The sequence below is a fragment of the Streptomyces sp. SP18BB07 genome, from assembly GCF_036322545.1.
GTDB classification, from domain to species: domain Bacteria; phylum Actinomycetota; class Actinomycetes; order Streptomycetales; family Streptomycetaceae; genus Streptomyces; species Streptomyces deccanensis.
In genome coordinates this window covers 15,654-36,804 of the sequence record NZ_JAQYWT010000262.1, presented here as the reverse complement: position 1 = coordinate 36,804, position 21,151 = coordinate 15,654, and the positions used below count along the sequence as shown (strand labels likewise).

Annotated in this window: 20 protein-coding genes and 1 pseudogene; 11 read left to right on the top strand and 10 right to left on the bottom strand. The window is 71.2% G+C overall.

Annotated features, from left to right (window positions below):
* Positions 1-25: 25 nt before the first annotated feature.
* From sepX to galU, 6 genes are all read right to left on the bottom strand, one after another.
* Complete coding sequence (gene sepX / locus PUR53_RS11090; RefSeq protein WP_329900542.1) at positions 26-1,360, bottom strand: divisome protein SepX/GlpR; 1,335 nt, start codon at positions 1,358-1,360, stop codon at positions 26-28.
* 224 nt (positions 1,361-1,584) lie between these two features.
* Positions 1,585-2,220 carry a GNAT family N-acetyltransferase gene (locus PUR53_RS11085; RefSeq protein WP_239755140.1) on the bottom strand — a complete coding sequence of 212 codons (636 nt, stop codon included), beginning with the start codon at positions 2,218-2,220 and terminating at the stop codon, positions 1,585-1,587.
* A gap of 20 nt (positions 2,221-2,240) precedes the next feature.
* Entirely contained in the window at positions 2,241-2,771 is a 531-nt protein-coding gene (locus tag PUR53_RS11080) for a MogA/MoaB family molybdenum cofactor biosynthesis protein (protein WP_329908179.1), read from the bottom strand.
* Positions 2,768-3,250 carry a cyclic pyranopterin monophosphate synthase MoaC gene (moaC, locus tag PUR53_RS11075; protein ID WP_329900540.1) on the bottom strand — a complete coding sequence of 161 codons (483 nt, stop codon included), beginning with the start codon at positions 3,248-3,250 and terminating at the stop codon, positions 2,768-2,770. Before moaC ends, PUR53_RS11080 begins: the two co-directional genes overlap by 4 nt.
* A gap of 84 nt (positions 3,251-3,334) precedes the next feature.
* Entirely contained in the window at positions 3,335-4,657 is a 1,323-nt protein-coding gene (gene glp / locus PUR53_RS11070) for a molybdotransferase-like divisome protein Glp (RefSeq protein ID WP_329900539.1), read from the bottom strand.
* Between the two features lie 5 nt (positions 4,658-4,662).
* Positions 4,663-5,565: a UTP--glucose-1-phosphate uridylyltransferase GalU gene (galU, locus tag PUR53_RS11065; RefSeq protein ID WP_329900538.1), complete on the bottom strand. Its 903-nt coding sequence runs from the start codon at positions 5,563-5,565 to the stop codon at positions 4,663-4,665.
* Positions 5,566-5,698: 133 nt separating this feature from the next.
* On the opposite strand from galU, the gene PUR53_RS11060 reads away from it, so the two are divergent.
* Positions 5,699-6,274, top strand: coding sequence for a 5-formyltetrahydrofolate cyclo-ligase (locus PUR53_RS11060; RefSeq protein ID WP_329908177.1), 576 nt, complete (start codon positions 5,699-5,701; stop codon positions 6,272-6,274).
* Positions 6,275-6,335: 61 nt separating this feature from the next.
* Here the strand turns inward: PUR53_RS11060 and PUR53_RS11055 are convergent, their stop codons facing one another.
* Positions 6,336-9,107, bottom strand: coding sequence for a penicillin acylase family protein (locus tag PUR53_RS11055; protein ID WP_329908175.1), 2,772 nt, complete (start codon positions 9,105-9,107; stop codon positions 6,336-6,338).
* 262 nt (positions 9,108-9,369) lie between these two features.
* Here PUR53_RS11055 and PUR53_RS11050 point away from each other — a divergent pair, with 262 nt between their 5' ends.
* From PUR53_RS11050 to mscL, 6 genes are all read left to right on the top strand, one after another.
* Positions 9,370-10,947 (top strand): potassium/proton antiporter, encoded by a 1,578-nt coding sequence (locus tag PUR53_RS11050; protein WP_329900535.1) that lies wholly within the window; start codon positions 9,370-9,372, stop codon positions 10,945-10,947.
* 290 nt (positions 10,948-11,237) lie between these two features.
* Positions 11,238-12,527: an MFS transporter gene (locus PUR53_RS11045; protein WP_329900534.1), complete on the top strand. Its 1,290-nt coding sequence runs from the start codon at positions 11,238-11,240 to the stop codon at positions 12,525-12,527.
* A 69-nt stretch (positions 12,528-12,596) separates the two neighbouring features.
* Positions 12,597-12,929, top strand: a complete 333-nt coding sequence (locus PUR53_RS11040; protein ID WP_329908174.1) for an FmdB family zinc ribbon protein — start codon at positions 12,597-12,599, stop codon at positions 12,927-12,929.
* Between the two features lie 233 nt (positions 12,930-13,162).
* A complete protein-coding gene (locus PUR53_RS11035) occupies positions 13,163-14,005 on the top strand; it encodes an S-methyl-5'-thioadenosine phosphorylase (protein WP_329900532.1) in 843 nt (280 codons plus the stop codon).
* A gap of 166 nt (positions 14,006-14,171) precedes the next feature.
* Entirely contained in the window at positions 14,172-14,744 is a 573-nt protein-coding gene (locus PUR53_RS11030) for a hypothetical protein (RefSeq protein ID WP_329908172.1), read from the top strand.
* Positions 14,745-14,873: 129 nt separating this feature from the next.
* Positions 14,874-15,350, top strand: a complete 477-nt coding sequence (mscL, locus tag PUR53_RS11025) for a large conductance mechanosensitive channel protein MscL (RefSeq protein ID WP_329908170.1) — start codon at positions 14,874-14,876, stop codon at positions 15,348-15,350.
* A 58-nt stretch (positions 15,351-15,408) separates the two neighbouring features.
* Here mscL and PUR53_RS11020 read toward each other — a convergent pair whose 3' ends face one another.
* Positions 15,409-15,603, bottom strand: a complete 195-nt coding sequence (locus PUR53_RS11020; RefSeq protein ID WP_329900529.1) for a hypothetical protein — start codon at positions 15,601-15,603, stop codon at positions 15,409-15,411.
* 163 nt (positions 15,604-15,766) lie between these two features.
* Between PUR53_RS11020 and PUR53_RS11015 the strand changes: the two genes are divergently transcribed.
* Together PUR53_RS11015 and PUR53_RS11010 are read left to right on the top strand one after the other, a co-directional pair.
* Positions 15,767-17,044 (top strand): low temperature requirement protein A, encoded by a 1,278-nt coding sequence (locus PUR53_RS11015; protein WP_329908168.1) that lies wholly within the window; start codon positions 15,767-15,769, stop codon positions 17,042-17,044.
* Positions 17,034-18,065 carry a P1 family peptidase gene (locus PUR53_RS11010; RefSeq protein ID WP_329908202.1) on the top strand — a complete coding sequence of 344 codons (1,032 nt, stop codon included), beginning with the start codon at positions 17,034-17,036 and terminating at the stop codon, positions 18,063-18,065. Before PUR53_RS11015 ends, PUR53_RS11010 begins: the two co-directional genes overlap by 11 nt.
* A 33-nt stretch (positions 18,066-18,098) precedes the next feature.
* Here PUR53_RS11010 and PUR53_RS48130 read toward each other — a convergent pair.
* Positions 18,099-18,243: pseudogene (locus tag PUR53_RS48130) on the bottom strand (IS110 family transposase); the annotation flags it as partial.
* Between the two features lie 288 nt (positions 18,244-18,531).
* Here PUR53_RS48130 and PUR53_RS11005 point away from each other — a divergent pair.
* Together PUR53_RS11005 and PUR53_RS11000 are read left to right on the top strand one after the other, a co-directional pair.
* Positions 18,532-19,749 (top strand): L,D-transpeptidase, encoded by a 1,218-nt coding sequence (locus tag PUR53_RS11005; RefSeq protein ID WP_329900582.1) that lies wholly within the window; start codon positions 18,532-18,534, stop codon positions 19,747-19,749.
* Positions 19,750-19,906: 157 nt separating this feature from the next.
* The gene (locus tag PUR53_RS11000; protein ID WP_045556191.1) at positions 19,907-20,665 is read left to right on the top strand and encodes a DUF6227 family protein; all 759 of its coding nucleotides are present in this window, start codon (positions 19,907-19,909) and stop codon (positions 20,663-20,665) included.
* A gap of 32 nt (positions 20,666-20,697) precedes the next feature.
* Here PUR53_RS11000 and PUR53_RS10995 read toward each other — a convergent pair whose 3' ends face one another.
* Positions 20,698-20,976 (bottom strand): hypothetical protein, encoded by a 279-nt coding sequence (locus tag PUR53_RS10995; RefSeq protein ID WP_329900526.1) that lies wholly within the window; start codon positions 20,974-20,976, stop codon positions 20,698-20,700.
* Positions 20,977-21,151: the final 175 nt, after the last annotated feature.

Here is a 21,151-nt window from a genome sequence, read left to right as displayed (position 1 = left end):
AGTGGCAGATCCGAGGCCGCGAGGGTCACTCGTTGGCCGCGCGCGGCCGGTCGCCGTCCTCGTACTGGTCGAAGAGCGGCGTACGCCCCCGCTCCCGGGAGCGGCGCGCGGACGCGGCCCGGCGGGCGTCGGAACGTCCGCCGTCGGGTGCGTCGGCCGCCTCCCCGGGGCCGGTGTCGTCCGCGCCCTCCTCACCGCCGCGCTCCCCCTCCGGCGCGCGCCCCGAGGCGCTCGGGGAGTTCGCGGGGGCGCCCGACGAGCCGTGCGGGTCGGCCGCGCTGGAGCGCGCGGAGCTCCACGCGTCCGGGGCACCGAGGTCGACCCCTGACGTGGCCCGGGGCGCGACCGGCGCGGTGACGTACGTGGGGAGCGGCACCGGGACAGGGTCCCAGCTGTCGCCCTGGCCGGGCCGCCGCTGGCGCTCACGTTGCTGGTCGACCCACTCGGCGTGGTCGGTCTGCTCGACGAGGGCGCGGCGGTCGGCCGCGAGCGCGGTCAGCTCGGCCCGGGTCTCCTCGCTCTCGGGTCCGTCCTCCGGCTCGTCGGTGTCCACCGGGTCCGGCGCGGGGCGCCGCCGCTGGGGCTGCCGCTCCCGCAGTCGCTGCGCCGCCACCTCGGCCTGCCGCCGGTCCATCGTGTACGCGAACCGCTTCAGCTCCTGGCGGCGCAGATGCGCGATGTACGTGCTCAGCAGCACCGCCGGTACGGCCGGCGCCCACAGGAAGGCGAGTCCGCCGACCGCCGCGACGATCGCGCCGAGCGAGAAGGCGAGGAAGAGCATCACGGTCGTACGCCGGCGGCGCGCGAGCACCTTCGAGCGCTGGGCCCGCGCCTTGGCCTCCGCCGAGTCGCCCCGGCGTGCGCCCGCCGTCTGCCGGCCCGGCCGCTTCGCCCGCGCGGGAGCGGGCACTTGGGCCGCTCCCTGCTTGACCGCGCCCTCGTTGGCCGCGGGCGCGCCGCCCTGCTGGGGCACCGGCTTCGCCTGCGCCGGTGCCTGTGTCGCCGGTTTCCCCGGGTGTTGCGACTGCTGGCCCTGCTGCGGTGACTCACCCCGCTCCACGGGCAGTTGCGCCTTCGTGTGCTCCCGGTGCGGGGGCATGGCGAAGGCCCGGACGTCCACCGAGTCGGTGACGTCGTCCGGTTCGGCGCTGGGCTCCCCCTCGTCGGTGGAGCGCGCCCGCAGGTCCCTGGCGTATCGGCGCTCCATCCCCGCCCGGCCGGAAAGCAGCCGGATGGCGGTGCTGAAGCGTTCCGTCGGACGGGCTTCGTTCAGCTCGTCCTGCCTACGGAGCCACATCGGCACCAAGTAGGCGGCCCAGGCCCCGACGATGACTGCGTAGATGAGGCCGCTGCTGCTCACGCCTCACACGGTAGAGGGGTTTGCGTGAGGCCATCCGCCAATTGAGCCGGTGTGTCGCACGATCTGGCTGATATTTCGAGCTTTTTTTGTGACCGATCCGATCAGCGGGCCACCGAGAGCGCGAAATTAACGTGCCGAGAACGCACCGACTCGTTCAACCCGGTCGTTCGCCCGGCCGTTGGTCGCACATCCGTGCAATTTTTTTCGAACATGCATTTCATTTATTACGGCTGGCCGGGCTTGCCGGCGTCGGAACCCGCGTTGCGCGCGTTCCGTGCCCGTTCCCGCTGCCAGCGGCCGAGCAGACCCTCGGGCACCTCTTCGGCGGTGAGCGCGAAGACGAGATGGTCGCGCCAGGCGCCGTCGATGTGAAGATATCGTGGACGAAGGCCTTCCTCGCGGAATCCGAGTTTCTCCACGACCCGTCGGCTGGGCCGATTCTCGGGGCGAATACAGACCTCGATGCGGTGCAGTCCGACGGTCCGGAAGCAGTGGTCGACGACGAGCGCGACCGCAGTCGGCATCACGCCCCGCCCGGCCACCGACTCGTCGACCCAGTAGCCGACGTGGCCGGAGCACATGGAGCCCCAGGTGATGCCGGCGACCGTCAACTGCCCGACCAGCCGCCCCTGGTACTCGATCACGAACGGCAGCATCCGGCCCGCGTTCGCCTCCGCCCGCAGATGGCGGACCATCTGACGGTACGTCGGCCGGTGCGCGATGGGCCCGCTGGGCGTGGGCGGCGGAATGGTCGCCTCCCAGGGCCGCAGCCAGTCCCGGTTGCGCCGGTTGACCTCGCGCCAGGCCCGCTGGTCGCGCATCCTTATGGGCCGGAGGACGACCTCGCCGTCCACCAGCACCACGGGCCAGGATGGGCTGTTCAGCTCGCACCCCCGGGACTGGGTCTGGAGTGGTCCCCGCCGCGGATCTGGTCGACGGCGTGGACGAGCACCGGTTCCAGTACGGCCAGGCCGTCTCGTACGCCGCCGGTGGAGCCCGGCAGGTTGACGATCAGCGTGCGACCCGCGACTCCGGCGAGGCCCCGGGAGAGCGCGGCGGTGGGCACCTTGTCCCGGCCGTACGCCCTGATCGCCTCGGGGATGCCGGGGACCTCGTGGTCGAGGACGGCGCGGGTGGCCTCGGGGGTGCGGTCGGTGGGTGAGATGCCAGTGCCGCCGGTCGTGACGATCACGTCGTAGCCGGCGTCCACGCCCGCCCGCAGCGCGGCCTCCACGGGGTCGCCGTCGGGCACGACCTGCGGGCCCTCGACGGTGAAACCGAACCTTGTGAGCCCCTCGGCGATCAACGGGCCGCCCCGGTCCTCGTAGACGCCGGCGGCGGCCCGGTTGGAGGCGGTCACGACCAGCGCGCGGTACTGGGCCGGGCGGGCTTCGTCGGTGGGAGTCGTCATGCCCGGCTCCAGTCGCCCGACTTGCCGCCCGTCTTCTCCTCGACGCGGACGTCCGTGATGACCGCGCCCTTGTCGACCGCCTTGACCATGTCGATCACGGTGAGGGCGGCGACGGAGACCGCCGTGAGGGCCTCCATCTCGACGCCCGTGCGGTCGGTGGTCTTGACGGTCGCGAGGATCTCGACGGCGTCGTCCGCGACCGCCAGGTCGACCTTGACGCCCGAGACCGCCAGCGGATGGCAGAGCGGGATCAGGTCGGGGGTGCGTTTGGCGCCCATGATCCCGGCGATGCGCGCGGTGGCTAGGGCGTCGCCCTTGGGCACCCCCTCGCCGCGCAGCAGTTCGACCACGGCCGGCGAGACCAGGACCCGGCCGCTGGCGCGGGCGGTGCGCGCGGTCACGTCCTTCCCGGAGACGTCGACCATGCGGGCTGCGCCTGCCTCGTCGATGTGGGTCAGTCGGTCCTGCGGCGTACTCATGGTGGTGTGGCGCTCCCGGTCGGGGCCCGTCGCGGTGCGGCGCGCGGCCTGTTGTGCGCGACACGGTACGCCACCCTCGACGGTTCAGCCGAGCAGGACGACCTCGACCTCCGTACCCGGCTCGACGGACTCGGTGTCCTCGGGGATCACGATGAGCGCGTCGGCGTGCGCGAGGGCGGCGACGAGGTGCGATCCGGCGCCGCCCACGGGGGTGACTGCGCCGTCGGTGTACGTCCCGCGCAGGTACTGCCGACGGCCCGCGGGCGAGGTCAGCGCCTTGGGGGCCCGCAGGGTCGCCGTGGTGGTCGGCCGGTGGACGTCGTCGAGGCCCATCAGGGTGCGGATGGCGGGCCGGACGAAGAGTTCGAAGGAGACGTACGACGACACCGGGTTGCCGGGGAGGGCGAGGAGCGGGATGTGGTCGGGGCCGATGGTGCCGAAGCCCTGGGGCTTGCCGGGCTGCATGGCGAGCTTGCGGAAGTCGATGCCGGCGCCCTCCTCGTCCTCGTCGCCGACGGACTCCAGCGCCTCCTTGACGACGTCGTAGGCGCCGACGCTGACGCCGCCGGTGGTGACCACCAGGTCGGCGCGGACCAGCTGGTCGTCGATGGTGGAGCGGAGGGTCTCGGCGTCGTCGGCGACGGCGCCGACACGGTAGGCGATGGCGCCCGCGTCCCGGGCGGCGGCGGTCAGGGCGAAGCTGTTGGAGTCGTAGATCTGGCCGGAGGCCAGGGTGTCGCCCGGCGGGATCAGTTCGCTGCCGGTGGAGAGCACCACCACGCGCGGGCGCGGGCGTACGCGTACGGAGGCGCGGCCGATGGCGGCGAGCAGGCCGAGCTGGGGCGGGCCGAGGATCGTGCCGGCCGCCAGGGCGCGTTCGCCGGCCTTGACGTCGCTGCCCTCCGCGCGCACGTGCGCGCGTGCCTCGGCGGCGCGGTGCACGGCGACTTGGCCGGTGGCGCCCTCGGGGTTCGCGCTGCGGGCGCGCATCCCGGAGACGGGCCCCTCGCCGAGGCCGCCGTCGGTCCACTCGACCGGGACGACCGCCTCCGCGCCGGGCGGCAGGGGGGCGCCGGTCATGATGCGGGCGGCCTCGCCGGGGCCCACCCGGGGCTGTTCCGTCTGGCCCGCCGCGACGTCGCCGATCACCGTGAGCACGGCGGGGAACTCCTCGCTCGCGCCCGCGACGTCCGCGACCCGCACGGCGTACCCGTCCATGGAGCTGTTGTCGAACGGCGGCAGTGACACCGGCACCGTGACGTCCTCGACCAGGACGCAGCCCTGGGCGTCGAGGAGTTGCAGCTCGATGGGTTCCAGGGGGCGCACGGTGGCGAGGATGTCCTCCAGGTGCTCGGTCACCGACCAGAGGTGGTCCCGGCCGGTGGTGCGGGTCGCGGCGGTGCTCAATTCGGCTACATCTCCTCGGCTACGTAACTGCGAAGCCAGGTCCGGAAGTCCGGGCCCAGGTCTTCACGTTCGCACGCGAGTCTGACAATGGCACGCAGGTAGTCGCCACGGTCCCCGGTGTCATAGCGGCGGCCCTTGAAGACGACGCCGTGCACGGGGCCGCCGACCTTCTCGTCCGCGGCGAGCTGCTGGAGGGCGTCGGTGAGCTGGATCTCGCCGCCGCGGCCCGGCTCGGTCTGCCGCAGCACGTCGAAGATCTGCGGGGCGAGGACATAGCGGCCGATGATCGCGTAGTTCGACGGGGCGTCGGCCGGGTCCGGCTTCTCGACCATGCCCGTGACCTTGACGACGTCGCCGTCCTCGGTGGCCTCCACGGCCGCGCAGCCGTAGAGGTGGATCTGCTCCGGCGCGACCTCCATGAGGGCGATGACGCTGCCGCCGTGGCACTCCTGCACCTCGACCATGCGCTGCAGGAGCGGGTCGCGGGGGTCGATCAGGTCGTCGCCGAGGAGGACCGCGAAGGGCTCGTCGCCCACGTGCGGGGCGGCGCACAGGACGGCGTGACCGAGGCCCTTGGGGTCGCCCTGGCGGACGTAGTGCATGGTCGCGAGGTCGCTGGACGCCTGGACCTTGGCGAGCCGGTGGGCGTCGCCCTTCTTCTGAAGGGCCGACTCCAGCTCGTAGTTGCGGTCGAAGTGGTCCTCGAGGGGGCGCTTGTTGCGGCCGGTGATCATCAGGACGTCGTCGAGTCCCGCCGACGCGGCCTCCTCCACCACGTACTGGATCGCCGGCTTGTCCACCACCGGCAGCATCTCCTTGGGAGTCGCCTTGGTGGCCGGCAGGAACCGGGTTCCCAGACCCGCCGCGGGGATGACAGCCTTGCTGATCCTGGGGTTCGCCTCACTCATGGGCGGAACCATATCCGGTGCCTTTGTGGGGAATCTGTGGCTCCGATGAATTCGTTCTCATATGAGCCGATTACGAATAATACTGGAGCCACCTGTGAGCCGGATGGGACCTGAACCGGAGCTTTCCAAGCGAATGTTGCGACGAGAGCTCCTCCTGGTGAGGAACGGGTTGACGCCGGATGACGTCCGGAAAACGACGGTCGCCCTTGCGGACCGGGCCCTCGATCTGCCCGAACTGGCGCGCGCGCGCACGGTCGCGGCGTACGTGTCCGTGGGGAGCGAACCGGGCACCCTCGCGCTCCTCGACGCACTCCGCGCGCGGGGCGCGCGCGTCCTGCTCCCGGTGCTGCTGCCCGACAACGACCTCGACTGGGGCGTCTACGCGGGAGAGGCCTCCCTCGCGCGCGTGCGGCACGGCGGCCGCATGGAACTCCTCGAACCCGCCGGCGAGCGCCTCGGCCCGGACGCCGTGACCACCGCCGACGTCGTCCTGCTGCCGGGCCTGGCGGTCGACGCGCGCGGGATGCGTCTCGGCCGGGGCGGCGGCTCCTACGACCGTGTCCTGGCCCGCCTGGACCGCGCGGGCGCCGACCCGGCGCTGCTGGTGCTCCTCTACGACACGGAAGTGCTGGACCGCGTCCCGGAGGAGCCGCACGACCGCCCGGTGCACGCGGTGGTGACGCCGTCGGGGGCACGCCGGTTCCGGTGATCCGGACACGAAAGCGGCCTCCACGCGTGCGTGGAGGCCGCTTTCCGTGTTCAGCCGGGTGTCACGGTTTGAGCAGCAGCGTGTCGCTCGTGTCGTCCTCGACCGCCTTGTCCGAGAACGACCACGTCAGCAGCTCGCCCTTGACCCACTTGTCGGTCTGGTCGGTGTAGTGCGCGTTGTACGCGTGCCCGGAGGCGCCGGTGAGGTTGATCCACTTGGACTTGTCGAGGTCCCCGAGGTTCACCACCATCCGCATCGAGGGCACCCAGACGACCTCGTAGCCGCCTGCCGCGTTCCAGCCGGTGGCGTTGACCGTGGCCTCGCCGCCACCGAGCTTCCAGGGGCCGCGGTTGAGCATGTACTGGAGGAAACCGGGGCCCTCGGTGCCGAGGGTCTGGTTCTTCAGGAACAGGCGGTGCAACCGGCCCCAGCTCCAGCTGTCGATGTCCTTGCCGAGCTTGGCGGTCAGCTCCCAGCGGGCGTCCCGCATGGCCCGCTGGAACAGTTCGTCCCGGGTGTCGGCGGCCTTCAGGTTGCGCGTCTTCGGCGTGGACCACCAGGCGTTGTCCTGGTCGTCGACGAGCCGGCGGACCACCTCGAACCAGCGGTCGCCGCCGTCCGGCTGCGCCTGGTCCGCGTCGCGCTTACCGCACTCGCGCACCCGCCGGTCCTCGTCGGCGGGCCCGGTGGTGTCGACCGGCTCGACCGACAGGCACTGCCCCTCGACACGCAGTTCCTTGGGCAGCTTGTCGCCGAAGGCGAGCTTGAGGATGTTGCGCCACACCGAGTTGAAGTACGCGGCGGCCGCCGAGTCGGCGTCCTGGGTGTAGTCCCAGCCCTCCAGGAGCTTCTGGGCCTCGCGCACGTTCTTGTCGCCGACGTCGATCTTGAGCAGCAGCGGCACCAGCAGCTTGGCGATCTCGCTGCTGTTGTCCATCTGCATCTGCCGCATGTCGTCGGTGGAGATCTTGCCGCCACCCTTGATCTTGGACTCGATCAGGCTGGTGATCCGCTGCGCGCGCGTGCCGTAGCCGAAGTCCGTGGTGAGCGTGTACGGGTACTTCTTGTCGACGACGGCCTGGTTCGCGGTGACGATGTAGCCGCGCTCCGGGTCGTACTCGTAGGGCAGTTCGTCCTGGTCGATGTAGCCGTCCCAGCGGTACGCGGGGTCCCAGCCCGGTGCGGGCAGCGAGCCGTCGCCCTTGCCGCGGGTGGGGATCCTGCCGGGCAGCTGGTAGCCGATGTGGCCCTCGGTGTCGGCGTAGATCAGGTTCTGCGAGGGGACGTCGAACAGGGCGGCGGCCTCGCGGAAGTCGTCCCAGCCCTTGGCCCTGTTCATGGCGAAGACGGCGTCCATGGAGGTGCCGGGGTCGAGCGCCGTCCAGCGCAGAGCGATGCCGTAGCCGTCGCCGCGGTCGGGGGCGTCCTGGTCGACCGTGGCCTTCTTGCCGACCTGGACGAGTTCGTCGTTGCGGTCGGAGAGCAGGGGGCCGTTGTTGGTGGTGCGGACGACGATCGTCTTGGACGTGCCGCCGGCGACCTCGATGGTCTCCTCGCGGGTGTCGAACGGCAGGACCTTCGAGCCGTACTGGTAGCCGTCGCCGGTGAGCTTCTCCAGGTAGAGGTCGGTGACGTCGACGCCGGAGTTGGTCATGCCCCAGGCGATGTCGGCGTTGTGGCCGATTATCACGCCGGGCATGCCCGAGAAGGTGTAGCCGGAGACGTCGTACTGGCACTTCGCGGAGACGGACTTGCAGTGCAGGCCCATCTGGTACCAGACCGACGGCAGCGACGCCGACAGGTGCGGGTCGTTCGCGAGCAGCGGCTTGCCGGTGATGGTGTGGTCGCCGGAGACGACCCATGAGTTGGAGCCGATGCCGTTGCCGTTCACACCGACGGCCTCGGGCAGGTCCTCCAGGACGTTGTAGAGGCCGTCCAGCTGGGTCTGGAGGGCTCCGGAGTCGGTGGACGTCCCGGCGGTCCCCGTGCCCGTCCCCGTGCCCCCGGTGCCCTGCGTGGACCCGTCGGTGCCCTGCGCGGAACCCGACCCGTCCGACCAGGTCTTGGTCAGCTCGTCGTACTGGCCTTCCCGCACGATCGTCCCGTTGCGGCTGTACGGGTACTGCGGGTACAGGTCGGCGATCTGCTTGGGGCCGAGGCGGCTGGTCATCAGGGCGCGGTCGATCTCGTCCTGCATGTTGCCGCGCAGGTCCCACGCCATCGCCTTCAGCCAGGCGATCGAGTCGACCGGGGTCCACTCCTCGGGCTTGTAGTCGTTCGCGAAGCCGAGGGCCGCGTACTCGACGGAGATCTCGTCGCCGTCCTTGCCGGCCAGGTAGGCGTTGACCCCCTTGGCGTACGCGTCGAGGTACTTCTTCGTCCCGGCCGAGAGCGTCTTCTTGTACTCCTCCTCGGCGATCCGGTGCCAGCCGAGGGTGCGCAGGAACTCGTCGTTGTCGACCTGGCCCTCGCCGAACATCTCCGAGAGGCGGCCGGCCGTCATGTGGCGGCGCACGTCCATCTCGTAGAACCGGTCCTGCGCCTGGACGTAGCCCTGCGCCATGAACAGGTCCTCGTCGGAGGAGGCGTAGATCTGTGGGATCCCGTACCCGTCGCGCTTGACGTCGACCGGTCCCGTCAGACCGTCCAGGGTTATCGACCCCTTGGTCTGCGGGAAGGAGGCGCGCACGGTGGAGACGGACCAGAACGCCCCGTAGCCGACGCCACCGATGATGGCCAGGACCAGGACGATCAGGAGAAGACGGACTTTGCGCCCCTTCTTCCTGCCGGACTTGCCGGACTGCTGGCCGGAGGGGGTGGTGTCGGTGGGCATCGCTGTCCTTGCTGTCCTAACACGAGCGGCAGGTCGGGCTGTGCTTTGTACTGAACGCTGGAGCAACCATAGGCGCAGGGCCCGACACGACTTGACGCGGAGTCGGGAACTGGCGCGGACGACTGTTCGATCTTGCCCTCGCAAGCGTCAAGAAATCGTCAAGAGTTAGGTAAGGTAACGAAGTACTTGCACTGATGTAACCGCGATCGCACGGTTTCCGTGATCGGCTTCGCATGCCCACCCGCGCGCGTGCCCGCATCCGGTGCTCGGCACCCCACACTCGGAACCACGTGCGGTTCGGCAAGAAAGGTACGGCCCGCTGACTGTCCACGATCTCAACCAGCTCCTGCTCGTCTGCTCGCTCGTCCTTCTCGTCGCGGTCGCCGCGGTCCGGATCTCGTCGCGCAGCGGGCTCCCCAGCCTGCTCGTGTACCTGGGCATCGGCATCGCCATGGGCCAGGACGGCATCGGCGACATCCACTTCGACAACGCCGAACTGACCCAGGTCATCGGCTACGCGGCCCTCGTCGTGATCCTGGCGGAGGGCGGCCTCGGCACGAAGTGGAAGGAGATCGAGCCGGCCCTGCCGGCCGCCAGCTCACTGGCACTGGTCGGAGTCGCGGTGAGCGTCGGCGTCACCGCCGCGGGCGCGCACTATCTGATCGGGCTGGACTGGCGGCAGTCGCTCATCATCGGCGCGGTCGTGTCCTCCACGGACGCGGCGGCCGTCTTCTCCGTGCTGCGCAAGATCCCGCTCCCCGCGCGCGTGACGGGCACCCTGGAGGCCGAGTCCGGCTTCAACGACGCCCCGGTGGTCATCCTCGTCGCCTCGCTCTCCATGGCCGGACCGGTCGAACACTGGTACGTCCTGATCGGCAAGATAACGCTGGAACTGGCGATCGGCGCCGCCATCGGCCTCGCCGTCGGCTGGCTGGGCTCCTGGGGTCTGCGCCATGTGGCCCTGCCGGCCTCCGGCCTCTACCCGATCGCCGTCATGGCCATCGCCGTCGCCGCGTACGCCGCCGGCGCCCTGGCCCACGGCAGCGGCTTCCTCGCCGTCTACCTGGCCTCCATGGTTCTCGGCAACGCCAAGCTGCCCCACTGGCCGGCCACCCGGGGCTTCGCCGAGGGCGTCGGCTGGATCGCCCAGATCGGCATGTTCGTCCTGCTCGGCCTGCTGGTCACACCGCACGAGATGGGCGACGACATCTGGCCCGCGCTCGTCATCGGCCTGGTGCTGACCATGGTGGCGCGCCCCTTGAGCGTCGTCGTCGCGCTGGTGCCGTTCCGCGTGCCGTGGCGCGAGCAGGCCCTGCTCTCCTGGGCCGGGCTGCGCGGCGCGGTGCCCATCATCCTGGCGACGATCCCCATGGTGAGCGGCGTCGAGGGCAGCCGCACGATCTTCAACATCGTCTTCGTGCTCGTCGTCGTCTACACCCTCGTCCAGGGACCGACGCTGCCCTGGCTGGCCCGCAAGCTGCGGCTGGGCGGCTCCGGCGACGAGGCGGCCGACCTCGGCATCGAATCGGCGCCCCTGGAGCGGCTGCGCGGCCACCTGCTGTCCGTCGCCATCCCCGAGAAGTCCCGTATGCACGGCGTCGAGGTCAACGAACTGCGGCTGCCCGCCGGCGCCGCCGTCACCCTCGTCGTCCGCGACGGCAAGTCCTTCGTGCCCCTGCCCACCACGGTCCTGCGACGCGGCGACGAACTCCTCGTCGTCGCCACCGACCCCGTCCGGGACCAGGCGGAGCGCCGACTCAGGGCCGTCGGCCAGGGCGGCAAGCTGGCCGACTGGCTGGGGACGGGCAACGGGGGCGGCGACGGGGGTTCGCGGCGCTGAGGTCGGAGGGGGCGGGCCCCGCGTTAAGGGCAGGTTTCGGACCGTTCACACCCTCCGGAAGCAGGGTACGGCCGGTCATGGTGCTCACTTTCACAGGTGACCTGGCCATTCCCCCTGTACGATGAAGGCGCACTTGATCGGACCAACTCTGTCTGACGCAGAGCTGGCGCGACCGTATGGCGGCCGTCACGCCCCCTCTCGTGGGCACGGCATCTACCGCAGTAGCGCAAGAGGACAGCTCTCGGCGCCCCCCGCACGGGCGCGCTACCAGGCGGCGGAAAGGCACGGCCGTGGCATCCACGGTCTCCTCGAACACCTCGAACACCTCCAAGGCGTCCCGTCCGGGCTACGGGCAGCTGCTGCGCACCCGTGGCGCGTGGACGTTCCTCCTGCCCGGCTTCGCGGCCCGCCAGCCGTTCGCGATGCTGACGCTCTCCATCGTGCTGCTCGTCCAGCACACGACCGGCTCGTACGGCGCGGCCGGCGCCGTGGCCGCCGCGACCGGCGTCTCCATGGCCGTGTTCGCCCCGTGGAGCGGCCGGCTCGCCGACCGGCACGGCCAGCGGGCCGTCCTGATCCCCGGCGTCCTCGTCCACGGCGCGGCCGGCCTCTCCCTCACCGCGCTGGCCCTGATGGACGCCCCCCTGTGGGCGCTCTTCGTCGCCGCCGTGCCCACGGGCGCCTCCGTCCCGCAGATCGGCCCCATGGTGCGGGCCCGCTGGGGCGTCAAGCTCCAGGACTCGCCCCTGATGAGCACCGCCGCCGCCTTCGAATCCGTCACCGACGAGCTGACCTTCGTCCTCGGCCCGCTGCTCGCGACCGCGCTGTGCACCGCCGTGCACCCGGCCGCCGGCCTCCTCACCGAGGCCGCGCTCACCCTGATCGGCGGCCTGCTGTTCGCCGCGCAACGCGCCACCCAGCCGCGGGTCCTCCCCGTCGCCCACGCGCGCGTGGAGCGGGTTTCCGCCCTGTCCGTCCCCGGGGTGCGCGTCCTGATCGTCACCTTCCTGGGCATCGGCTCCGTCTTCGGCGGCATGCAGGTCTCCCTCGCCGCCTTCTCCGAGTCGATCGGCGAGCCCGGCCTGAACGGCGTCCTGTACGGCGTGTTCGCCGCCGGCAACATGCTCTCCGGCATCGTCTGCGGCGCGATCGCCTGGAAGGCGGCCCCGCAGCGGCGCCTGGTGATCGGCTACACGGCTCTCGCGCTGGTCGCCTCCGCCCTGTGGACCGCCGACTCCGTGCTCGTCCTCGCCGCGCTCGGCCTCCTGGTCGGCATGTGCATCGCCCCCGCCCTGATCACCGGCTACACGCTGGTCGACTCCCTGGTCCCGTCCGGCGCCCGTACGGAGGCCTTCACCTGGCTGACCGGCGCGGTCGCGCTGGGCCAGGCGGCCGCCGTCACGGCCGCCGGGCAGCTGGAGGACCGGCTGTGGACAGGCGCCGGTTTCCTGGTGCCGGCGGCCGGTACGGCACTGGCCCTGGCGACCCTGTTCGCGCTGCGTACGCGCCTGGTGGGCAGCCCCCGCAGCCGTACCGTCGCGCGTGTCGTCGGTCACCGAGTGCCGGTGACAGTGGACTGATCCCCGGGGAATAGGTCACTATGGACCGTCGTTAGCACTCATCGAGTGAGAGTGCCAGGAGGAAGACCAGTGCCGACGTACCAGTACCAGTGCACCGAATGCGGTGAGGGCCTCGAAGCGGTGCAGAAGTTCACCGACGACGCCCTGACCGAGTGCCCCAGCTGCAATGGCCGCCTCAAGAAGGTGTTCTCCGCGGTCGGCATCGTCTTCAAGGGCTCCGGTTTCTACCGGAACGACAGCCGTGGCTCTTCGTCGAGCAGCAGCCCGGCCACGTCGAAGTCCTCCTCCTCGGATGCGAAGTCCTCGTCGTCCTCGTCGGACACGAAGTCGTCCTCGTCGTCCTCCGGGTCGAAGTCGGCGTCCTCGGGCTCTTCCTCCGCCAGCAGCACGTCGGCGGCGTAGCGGGAGCGCTGCGTGGCCGGTCGCCGCGTGGCACGGATGCCGCGTGTGGCACAGTCGCCGCGTGCCACGGTCGCTGCGTAGCGCTTACGCCGCTGGGCGGCCTCGGCGAGTGGCACCGGCTTTTCGCCGTGGGTACTGCCGTCGCGTGCGTGTTTCTCGTCCAGGACCCCGCCGGTCGTCGTACGACGACCGGCGGGGTCCTCGGTGTCTCGGGGCCCGGTTAGGGTGCGGGCATGGCGAACACGGAGCACGCGGAGATCGGCGTCATCGGCGGATCGGGGTTCTACTCCTTCCTCGACGACGTGACCGAGATACAGGTCGACACCCCCTACGGGCCGCCCAGCGACTCCCTCTTCCTCGGCGAGATCGCCGGGCGCCGTGTCGCCTTCCTCCCGCGCCACGGCCGCGCCCACCATCTGCCGCCGCACCGCATCAACTACCGCGCCAACCTGTGGGCACTGCGCTCCGTCGGGGCGCGCCAGGTGCTCGGCCCGTGCGCGGTGGGCGGTCTGCGGCCCGAGTACGGACCGGGGACGCTGCTCGTCCCGGACCAGCTCGTGGACCGTACGAAGTCCCGCGCCCAGACCTACTTCGACGGCCTCCCCCTGCCCGGCGGCGCCGTCCCGAACGTCGTCCACGTCTCGCTCGCCGACCCCTACTGCCCCGTCGGCCGCGAGGCCGCCCTCGGAGCGGCGCGCCGGCGTGACTGGGAGCCGGTGGACGGCGGCACCCTCGTCGTGGTCGAGGGCCCCCGCTTCTCCACCCGCGCCGAGTCCCTGTGGCACCAGGCCCAGGGCTGGTCCGTGGTCGGCATGACCGGCCACCCCGAGGCCGCCCTCGCCCGCGAACTGGAGCTCTGCTACACATCCCTGACCCTCGTGACCGACCTCGACGCCGGCGCCGAGACCGGCGAGGGGGTCTCGCACGAGGAAGTCCTCCAGGTCTTCGCCGCCAACATCGACCGTCTCCGGGGCGTCCTCTTCGAGGCGGTCGCCGCCCTGCCGTCGAACGACGACCGCGACTGCCTGTGCACGAAGGCGCTGGGCGGGATGGATCCCGGGTTCACGCTGCCGTGACGGGGTGAGGGCCGGGGTCGGGGGCCGCGGCCGGCAGGGGCGGAACTCCTCGTTCGGGTGGCGAGGTTTTCCACAACCGGTGGGTGGTCCACAGGCCTCAGCGGGTGTCGCCGCGAAGCCTCATCGTGGGACCGCAAGCCGATCTCACACAGCAGGTGGTGACCCCATGTCCCTTCCCTCGCCCACGTCCGCGTCCTCGTCCTCCTCCTCCGCCCGTCGCCCCTCCTGGGCCGCCGGCCCACCCGGTTCCGACGCCCCTCCCACCTGTGAGGTCCCGCACTTCGCCCCGCTACGGGTGCGCGGCGGAGCGCATCGGCTCCGCCGTCTCGCCCGCTGCCGGCGGCGGGCCATGGCCGCGGGTCTGGCGGTGACCGCCGCCGCCCTGCTGGTGACGGGGGCGGGACCGAGGGAGGCGGAACGGGTCAGGGGCCACCCCGTGGCCGACCCGGTCCCCGAACGCCCCACCACCGTGGGGACGGTGACCGCCCCGGTGCGCATCGCCGACGGCGCGACGGTACGGCTGCTGCGCCCGGGCGACCGGGTCGACGTGATCGCGGCCGAGGAGTCCGCGACGGGCGGTGCCGCGAGGGTCGTCGCCCGGGGTGCCCGTGTCTCCGAGGTGCCCACCGCCGACACGGCCGAGAGCGGAGCCCTGGTCGTCCTGACCGTGCCCCGCCGCACGGCGGCCCGGCTGGCCGGGGCGGGCGCCACGTCCCGGCTGGCGGTGACACTGTGGTGACCGCGCGTTCCACCGCCTGGCCCGACCGGTCAAGTCCCACGAGGGAGGGACCCAGTTGGACACCCGGGCCCGGGCCTGACGTAGGTTGCGGAGTCGTTTGTTCCACAACCAGCGCAGAGAGGTCTCGTGGTGAGCGAGAACAAGGAGACGAGCGTCTGGGAGGGCTTCAAGGCCTTCCTGACGCGGGGGAACGTCGTCGACCTGGCCGTCGCCGTGGTCATCGGCGCGGCCTTCACCAACATCGTCAACTCGGTGGTGAAGGGGGTCATCAGCCCGCTGGTGGGGGCGTTCGGCACGAAGAACCTCGACCAGTACCGGTGGTGCCTGAAGGACCCCTGCACAGTGGCGGCGGACGGGACGGTCACCGACGGCGTCGCGATCCTCTGGGGCACGGTGCTGAACGCGACGCTCACGTTCCTCATCACCGCGGCCGTCGTCTACTTCCTGATGGTGCTCCCCATGGCCAAGTACCTGGCCCGCGTGGAGGCCCGCCGCAAGGCGAAGGAGGGCACGCACGAGGTCATCGAGGTGAGCGAGCTGGAGGTCCTGAAGGAGATCCGCGACGCCCTGGTGGCCCAGCGCGGCTCGGGCCACGACCGCACGTAGCGAAGCACGGGAACCGCGGCGGGCGAGGCCGACGTCCCACGGCCTTCGGCCGGCGGTGTCAGATGTGGTGGGGCGGCTTCTCGTCGAGGAAGCGCCTCAGGTCGGCCGCGCTGTCGCCGCCGTCGCCGTCGCCGGACCGCTCGCCCCATCCGTGGTCCGTGTCGTCGGACGAGGGCCGGCTGAGCGGGTCGTCGAAGACCAGCGCGGCCTTGGGGTCACGCGGTTCGGAACCGGGGGCGGGAGCGGTACTCATGCCTTTAGAGTACGGCCCCGCACCCGGACGGCCTCCGACGCCGGCCCCTCCCCCGGCCTCTTCGCACCCGCCCCGGGCCCGTCCGCGCACACCCTCGGTCCGCCCCCGCACTGGTGAACACCTGAGCGAGAATTCCACCGGGTTTTCTGGTGTGCTTGGCCCCATGACGCCCAGTTCCACGCCCCAGCCTCCCTCGGCTCCCGTCCCCTCCGCCGGTGCCGGAAGGGCGCCGGTGCGCAGGCTGGTCGCCCGGGGCCGCGGGGAGGAGCACCGGGTCGCCTCGCCGCTGGAGCTCTTCTTCGACCTGTGCTTCGTCGTGGCCGTCGCCCAGGCGGGCGTCCAGCTGGTCCACTCGGTCGCGGAGGCGCACGCCGCCGAGGGCATCCTGAACTACGCGATGGTCTTCTTCGCGATCTGGTGGGCCTGGATGAACTTCACCTGGTTCGCCTCGGCGTACGACAACGACGACGTGCCCTACCGGCTGGTGACCCTTGTCCAGATAGCGGGTGTGCTGGTGCTCGCCGCCGGGGTCGGCCGGGCCTTCGAGGACCACGACTGGCTGCTGGTCGTGCTCGGCTATGTGATCATGCGGCTGGCGATGACCGCGCAGTGGCTACGGGCCGCGCGGACCGCAACGGACGCGGAACGGGTCACGGCCCTGCGGTACGCGAAGGGTGTGGCGCTGTGCCAGATCGGCTGGCTGGGGCTGCTGGTCCTGCCGGAGCCTGCCAGACCGTGGCTGTTCCTGGTGATGGCGATCGCCGAGCTGTCCGTCCCGCTGTACGCGGAGAAGGGCTTCCAGACGTCCTGGCATCCGCACCACATCGCCGAGCGGTACGGCCTGTTCACCATCATCGTGCTCGGTGAGACGATCCTCGCGGCCACGGTCGCGGTGAAGTCGGCGGCGGACGAGCACGACGCGTTGGGGGAACTGCTGCCCATCGCGGTGGGCGGACTGCTGATCGTCTTCTCGGCGTGGTGGATCTACTTCAGCGTTCCGATCCACGGTCATCTGCGCTCCAGCAGGGAGAGCTTCCTGTGGGGGTACGGCCACTACCTGATCTTCGCGTCGGCCGCCGCGATCGGCGCCGGCCTGGAGGTCGCGGTGGAGGAGACCGTGCACAAGGCGCACATCTCCACTCTGGCCGCGTCCTCGGCGGTGACGCTGCCGACGGCGCTGTACCTGATCTCGGTGTGGGCGCTGCACGCCCGGCACTACAAGGTGGGCACGGCACAGCAGACCGTACTGCCGCTCGCCGCGCTGGCCGTGGTGTCGTGCACGTTCCTCGGGCACTGGGCGGTGCCGGCGGCGGGTGCCGTGGCCGCCGTGACGGTCGCGATCGGCGTGACGCTCACGGCTCGTGGCCCCGGCACCCCGCACGCCCAAGCAGCGGGGCAACAGACGCAGTCGGACAACTCCCGGGGTGCCCATGGCAGTTGACGCGTTGACCGATGTGCCCGGGCTGCGGGTCGGGCATGCCACGCGGATCGGCGGGGGCTGGCTGACCGGTACGACGGTCGTGCTGGCTCCGGAGGGCGGTGCGGTCGCGGCCGTGGACGTGCGCGGCGGCGGGCCCGGCACCAAGGAGACGGACGCGCTCGATCCACGCAACCTGGTGCAGAAGGTCGAGGCGGTCGTGCTGACCGGGGGCAGTGCCTACGGGTTGGACTCCGCGTCGGGTGTGATGGCCTGGCTGGAGGAGCGCGGGCGGGGGGTGCGGGTCGGCCTGGACCCGGCGCACGTGGTGCCGGTCGTTCCGGCGGCCTGTGTCTTCGACCTGGGCCGGGGCGGCGACTTCAGGGCCAGACCGGATGCCGCCGTCGGCCGGGCCGCGGTGGAGGCGGCGGCCGCGAGCGGGCTCGGCTCCCCGGTGGCGGAGGGGTGCGTGGGTGCCGGGACGGGGGCGACGGTCGGGCTGCTCAAGGGCGGCGTCGGTACCGCGAGCACCGTGCTGGACTCGGGGATCACGGTGTCCGCGCTGGTGGTGGCCAACGCGGCGGGATCGGTGACGGACCCGGAGACGGGGGTGCTGTACGGCGAGTTGTTCCAGGGTCGGGTGACGTATCCGGCGCCGGAGGTGCACGAGAGAGCGCGTCGGCGGATCGCCGAGGTCGCCGCGCAGAGCGTCCCTCCCCCGATGAACACCACGCTGGCGGTGGTCGCCACCGACGCCGATCTGACCCGCGCCCAGGCCCAGAAGCTGGCCGGCACGGCCCACGACGGCATCGCCCGCGCCGTACGCCCCGTGCATCTGCTCAACGACGGGGACACCGTGTTCACCCTGGCGACGGGCGCACGACCGCTACCACCCGAGTCCGGCCCCCTCGCCCTGAACGAACTCCTCGCGGCGGGAGCGGACTTGGTGACCCGCGCGATCGTACGGGCGGTACGAGCGGCCGAGCCGGTGGCCGGCCCGGGCGGAGCGTGGCCTTCGTACGGGGAGTTGTACGGGAGGGGTTGAGGGGCGGGGGTGCTTTATGACTTGGGTCAGGGGGTGAGGGCCGGCCAGTGCGGCGGCGTCCGTGCCGGGGACGACGGCGGTCTGCTCGTCCAGCGCGGCGAAAGATGTCGTCGATCAGTCGTCCGGCCGTGCGGGGTGCCTTCGGGCGGATCAGGGTGATGAGCAGTCGGCGTCCGGCTGTGCTCCGACGATCACGCCGCCCGCGTGAGCGCGGTCGTGGTGTTCGCCCTTGCCCTCGCGATGTCCAGGCCGAGGTAGGCGTCGATGTCGCCGGTATCGCTCACATGCGGTGCCCTGCGTCGTCCGTTGGCTGCGGGCGAGGCTCAGGGAGCGATTGTCCCGGTTCTGTCACGTGATTGTGCTGAGGCGAGGGGTGGAGGAACCCGCTCGGCCGCCGTTCGCTCTATGTCCACGTACCGGAGCGGATGACGTGGATCGCCTAGAAGCGAAGAAGCTGGAGCAGATCGTGACAAGGCCGAAGATTGCTGTACGGCGGGCACTGGGGACCTGTGCCGTGCTGGTGGTCGGTGCGCTGACCCTCACCGGCTGCGGCGGGGACGCCCAGGCCGACAACAAGAGCGGTGGCAAGGGGACTTCGGCCGAGGACACGGCGGCGCGGATCGCGATCTCGGCGAAGGACGGTTCGACGGGTGCGTCCATCAACTCGACCGGGGTGAAGGTCAGCGGCGGCAAGCTGACCGAGGTGGAGATGACCGTCGCGGAGGGCGGCAAGGCCGTGGCTGGCGAGATAGCCGCGGACGGGCGGTCCTGGAAGCCGAAGGAGCAGTTGGAGCGGGGCACGAAGTACCGGATCTCGGCGACGGCGAAGAACGCCGAGGGCAAGACGTCGGCCGCCAACTCCATCTTCACGACCGTGTCGACGGCCAACAGCTTCATCGGCACCTACACACCGGACAACGGCACCACGGTCGGGGTGGGGATGCCGGTGTCGTTCACCTTCGACAAGGCGATCACGGACCGCAAGGCCGTGCAGTCGCACATCACGGTGACGTCGAGCAGTGGGCAGGAGGTGGTGGGGCACTGGTTCGGGGAGCAGCGGCTCGACTTCCGGCCCGAGGAGTACTGGAAGGCCGGGTCCAAGGTCACGATGAAGATCGACCTGGACGGCGTGGAGGGCGCGAACGGCCTCTACGGGGTGCAGGACAAGACCGTCACCTTCACCGTCGGCCGGTCGCAGGTGTCCACGGTCGACGTGAACACGCAGACCATGACGGTCGTGCGGGACGGAAAGACGATCAAGACCGTGCCGATCTCGGCAGGCAGCGCCTCGACCCCGACGTACAACGGTCAGATGGTGATCTCGGAGAAGTTCCGGCAGACGCGGATGAACGGGTCGACGGTGGGCTTCGGCGGTGAGTACGACATCGCGGACGTGCCGAACGCGATGCGGCTGACGACGTCGGGCACCTTCGTCCACGGCAACTACTGGTACAGCAGGGGCAACCCGCCCTTCGGCCGGCAGGGCACCAGCCACGGCTGCGTCGGTCTCGCGGACGCCCAGGGCGCGAACAGCGACACGAACGGCAAGTGGTTCTTCGACAACTCGCTGATCGGTGACGTGGTGACCGTGAAGAACTCCCCCGACAAGACGGTCGCGCCGGACAACGGCCTCAACGGCTGGAACATGTCGTGGAGCGAGTGGACGGCGGGCGACGCCATCTGACCACGCCGTTCCGGTAGTTCGTCGAGCCGCGCGGGAACCGACCGCGCGGCTCCGGCGTTTTAGGAGCGTACGTTTTCTCGGTTCCCGGACATGATGTCCGACCGAGGGGCTACGGTATGCACCCACAAGGTGACATGCAGCAACGCCGGGAGAAACCTTGAGCGTTCCGTACGAGACGGCAGCGTACGAGCCACCCGAGTCGCCCGAGTCTCCTGAGGAGCACCTCGCGCGACTCCTCGGCCGCGCCCTGAACTCCTTCGAGCTGCCCGACGAGACGATACGGCAGCTCGACTGCGCCCTCGCGCACGACAGCTCGCTGCACTCCGCGCACTACAGTTCGGGGCTGCACCGGGCGACGTACCGGCACACCTGGCTGCTGGCCGACGGCTCGGCGGTCACCCTGTGGGAGCTGGTGCACAACACGGTCCCCGGCAGCGACACCCAGCACGAGGTCTACACGGACGACGAGGAGCTGCGGGCCGCCACCGCGCGGCTGCCGCTGCCGCCGGACGCCCCCGACTTCGAGCTGCCCGTCACGGTGGAGCTGGCGGCGTTCCCCGAGCCGCGCCACGAGTACGTGCCGGACGACTCGGCGGATCACGCCCGTCGGCTGCTGCGGCGTGCGGAGAACCCGGACCCTCCGGGGGACGAGTTGGCCACGCTGCTGCTGCGGACGGCGTTCGCGCACGAGATCACCCAGGCCTTCGGCCGCCCGCACCGTCCCGCGCGCCGGGGTCGGCCGGGCCTCAGCTTCTCGCTCTACGAGCACGCTTTCCTGCTCACCGACGGGCAGGAGATCTCCCTCTGGGAGGTCGAGCACACGGCCACCCCGGACGGTCGACACATGTGCGAGGTGTACGTGTCGGAGGACGCGGCACGGGACGCGATGGAACGACGCGCGGGGACCCTCGGTTAGCCGACCGGGCGGGCCTCCTGGGAGCGGTGCGCTCAGGCCAGGCGGTCGTCGCTGAACTGGCGGGCCAGGAACGCGAAGGCGTCCTGCTCCGCCGGGGTCAGCTCCACGTGTTCCACATGGGGGCCCTTGCGGCGCTGATGGGGCAGGCCGCGCAGCCGCCGGCCGCGTCGGGGGGCCAGCTCGGCGAAGCGGCCGCGATGGGCCTCTTGGTCGCGGCGCAGCACCCGTACGAGCACGGCGACCCAGATGACCGCCGCGAGGGCGAGGGCGGCCCCGCCCAACAGCTGGAGTATCGACACGTGCTCAGGCATGCCGTCCAGTAGACACCACGGGATGGGACTTTGAGCCCGGACCGTGACGTATCTCGCAGGTACGGCTTACACGTCACACGGGTTGTAAAGGCGCCCAAAGGGGCGCACGGGGCGGAAACGCGGACGGCCGTGGCCCCCTCACGCGGGAGGGGGCCACGGCCGTCGTACGGTCCCG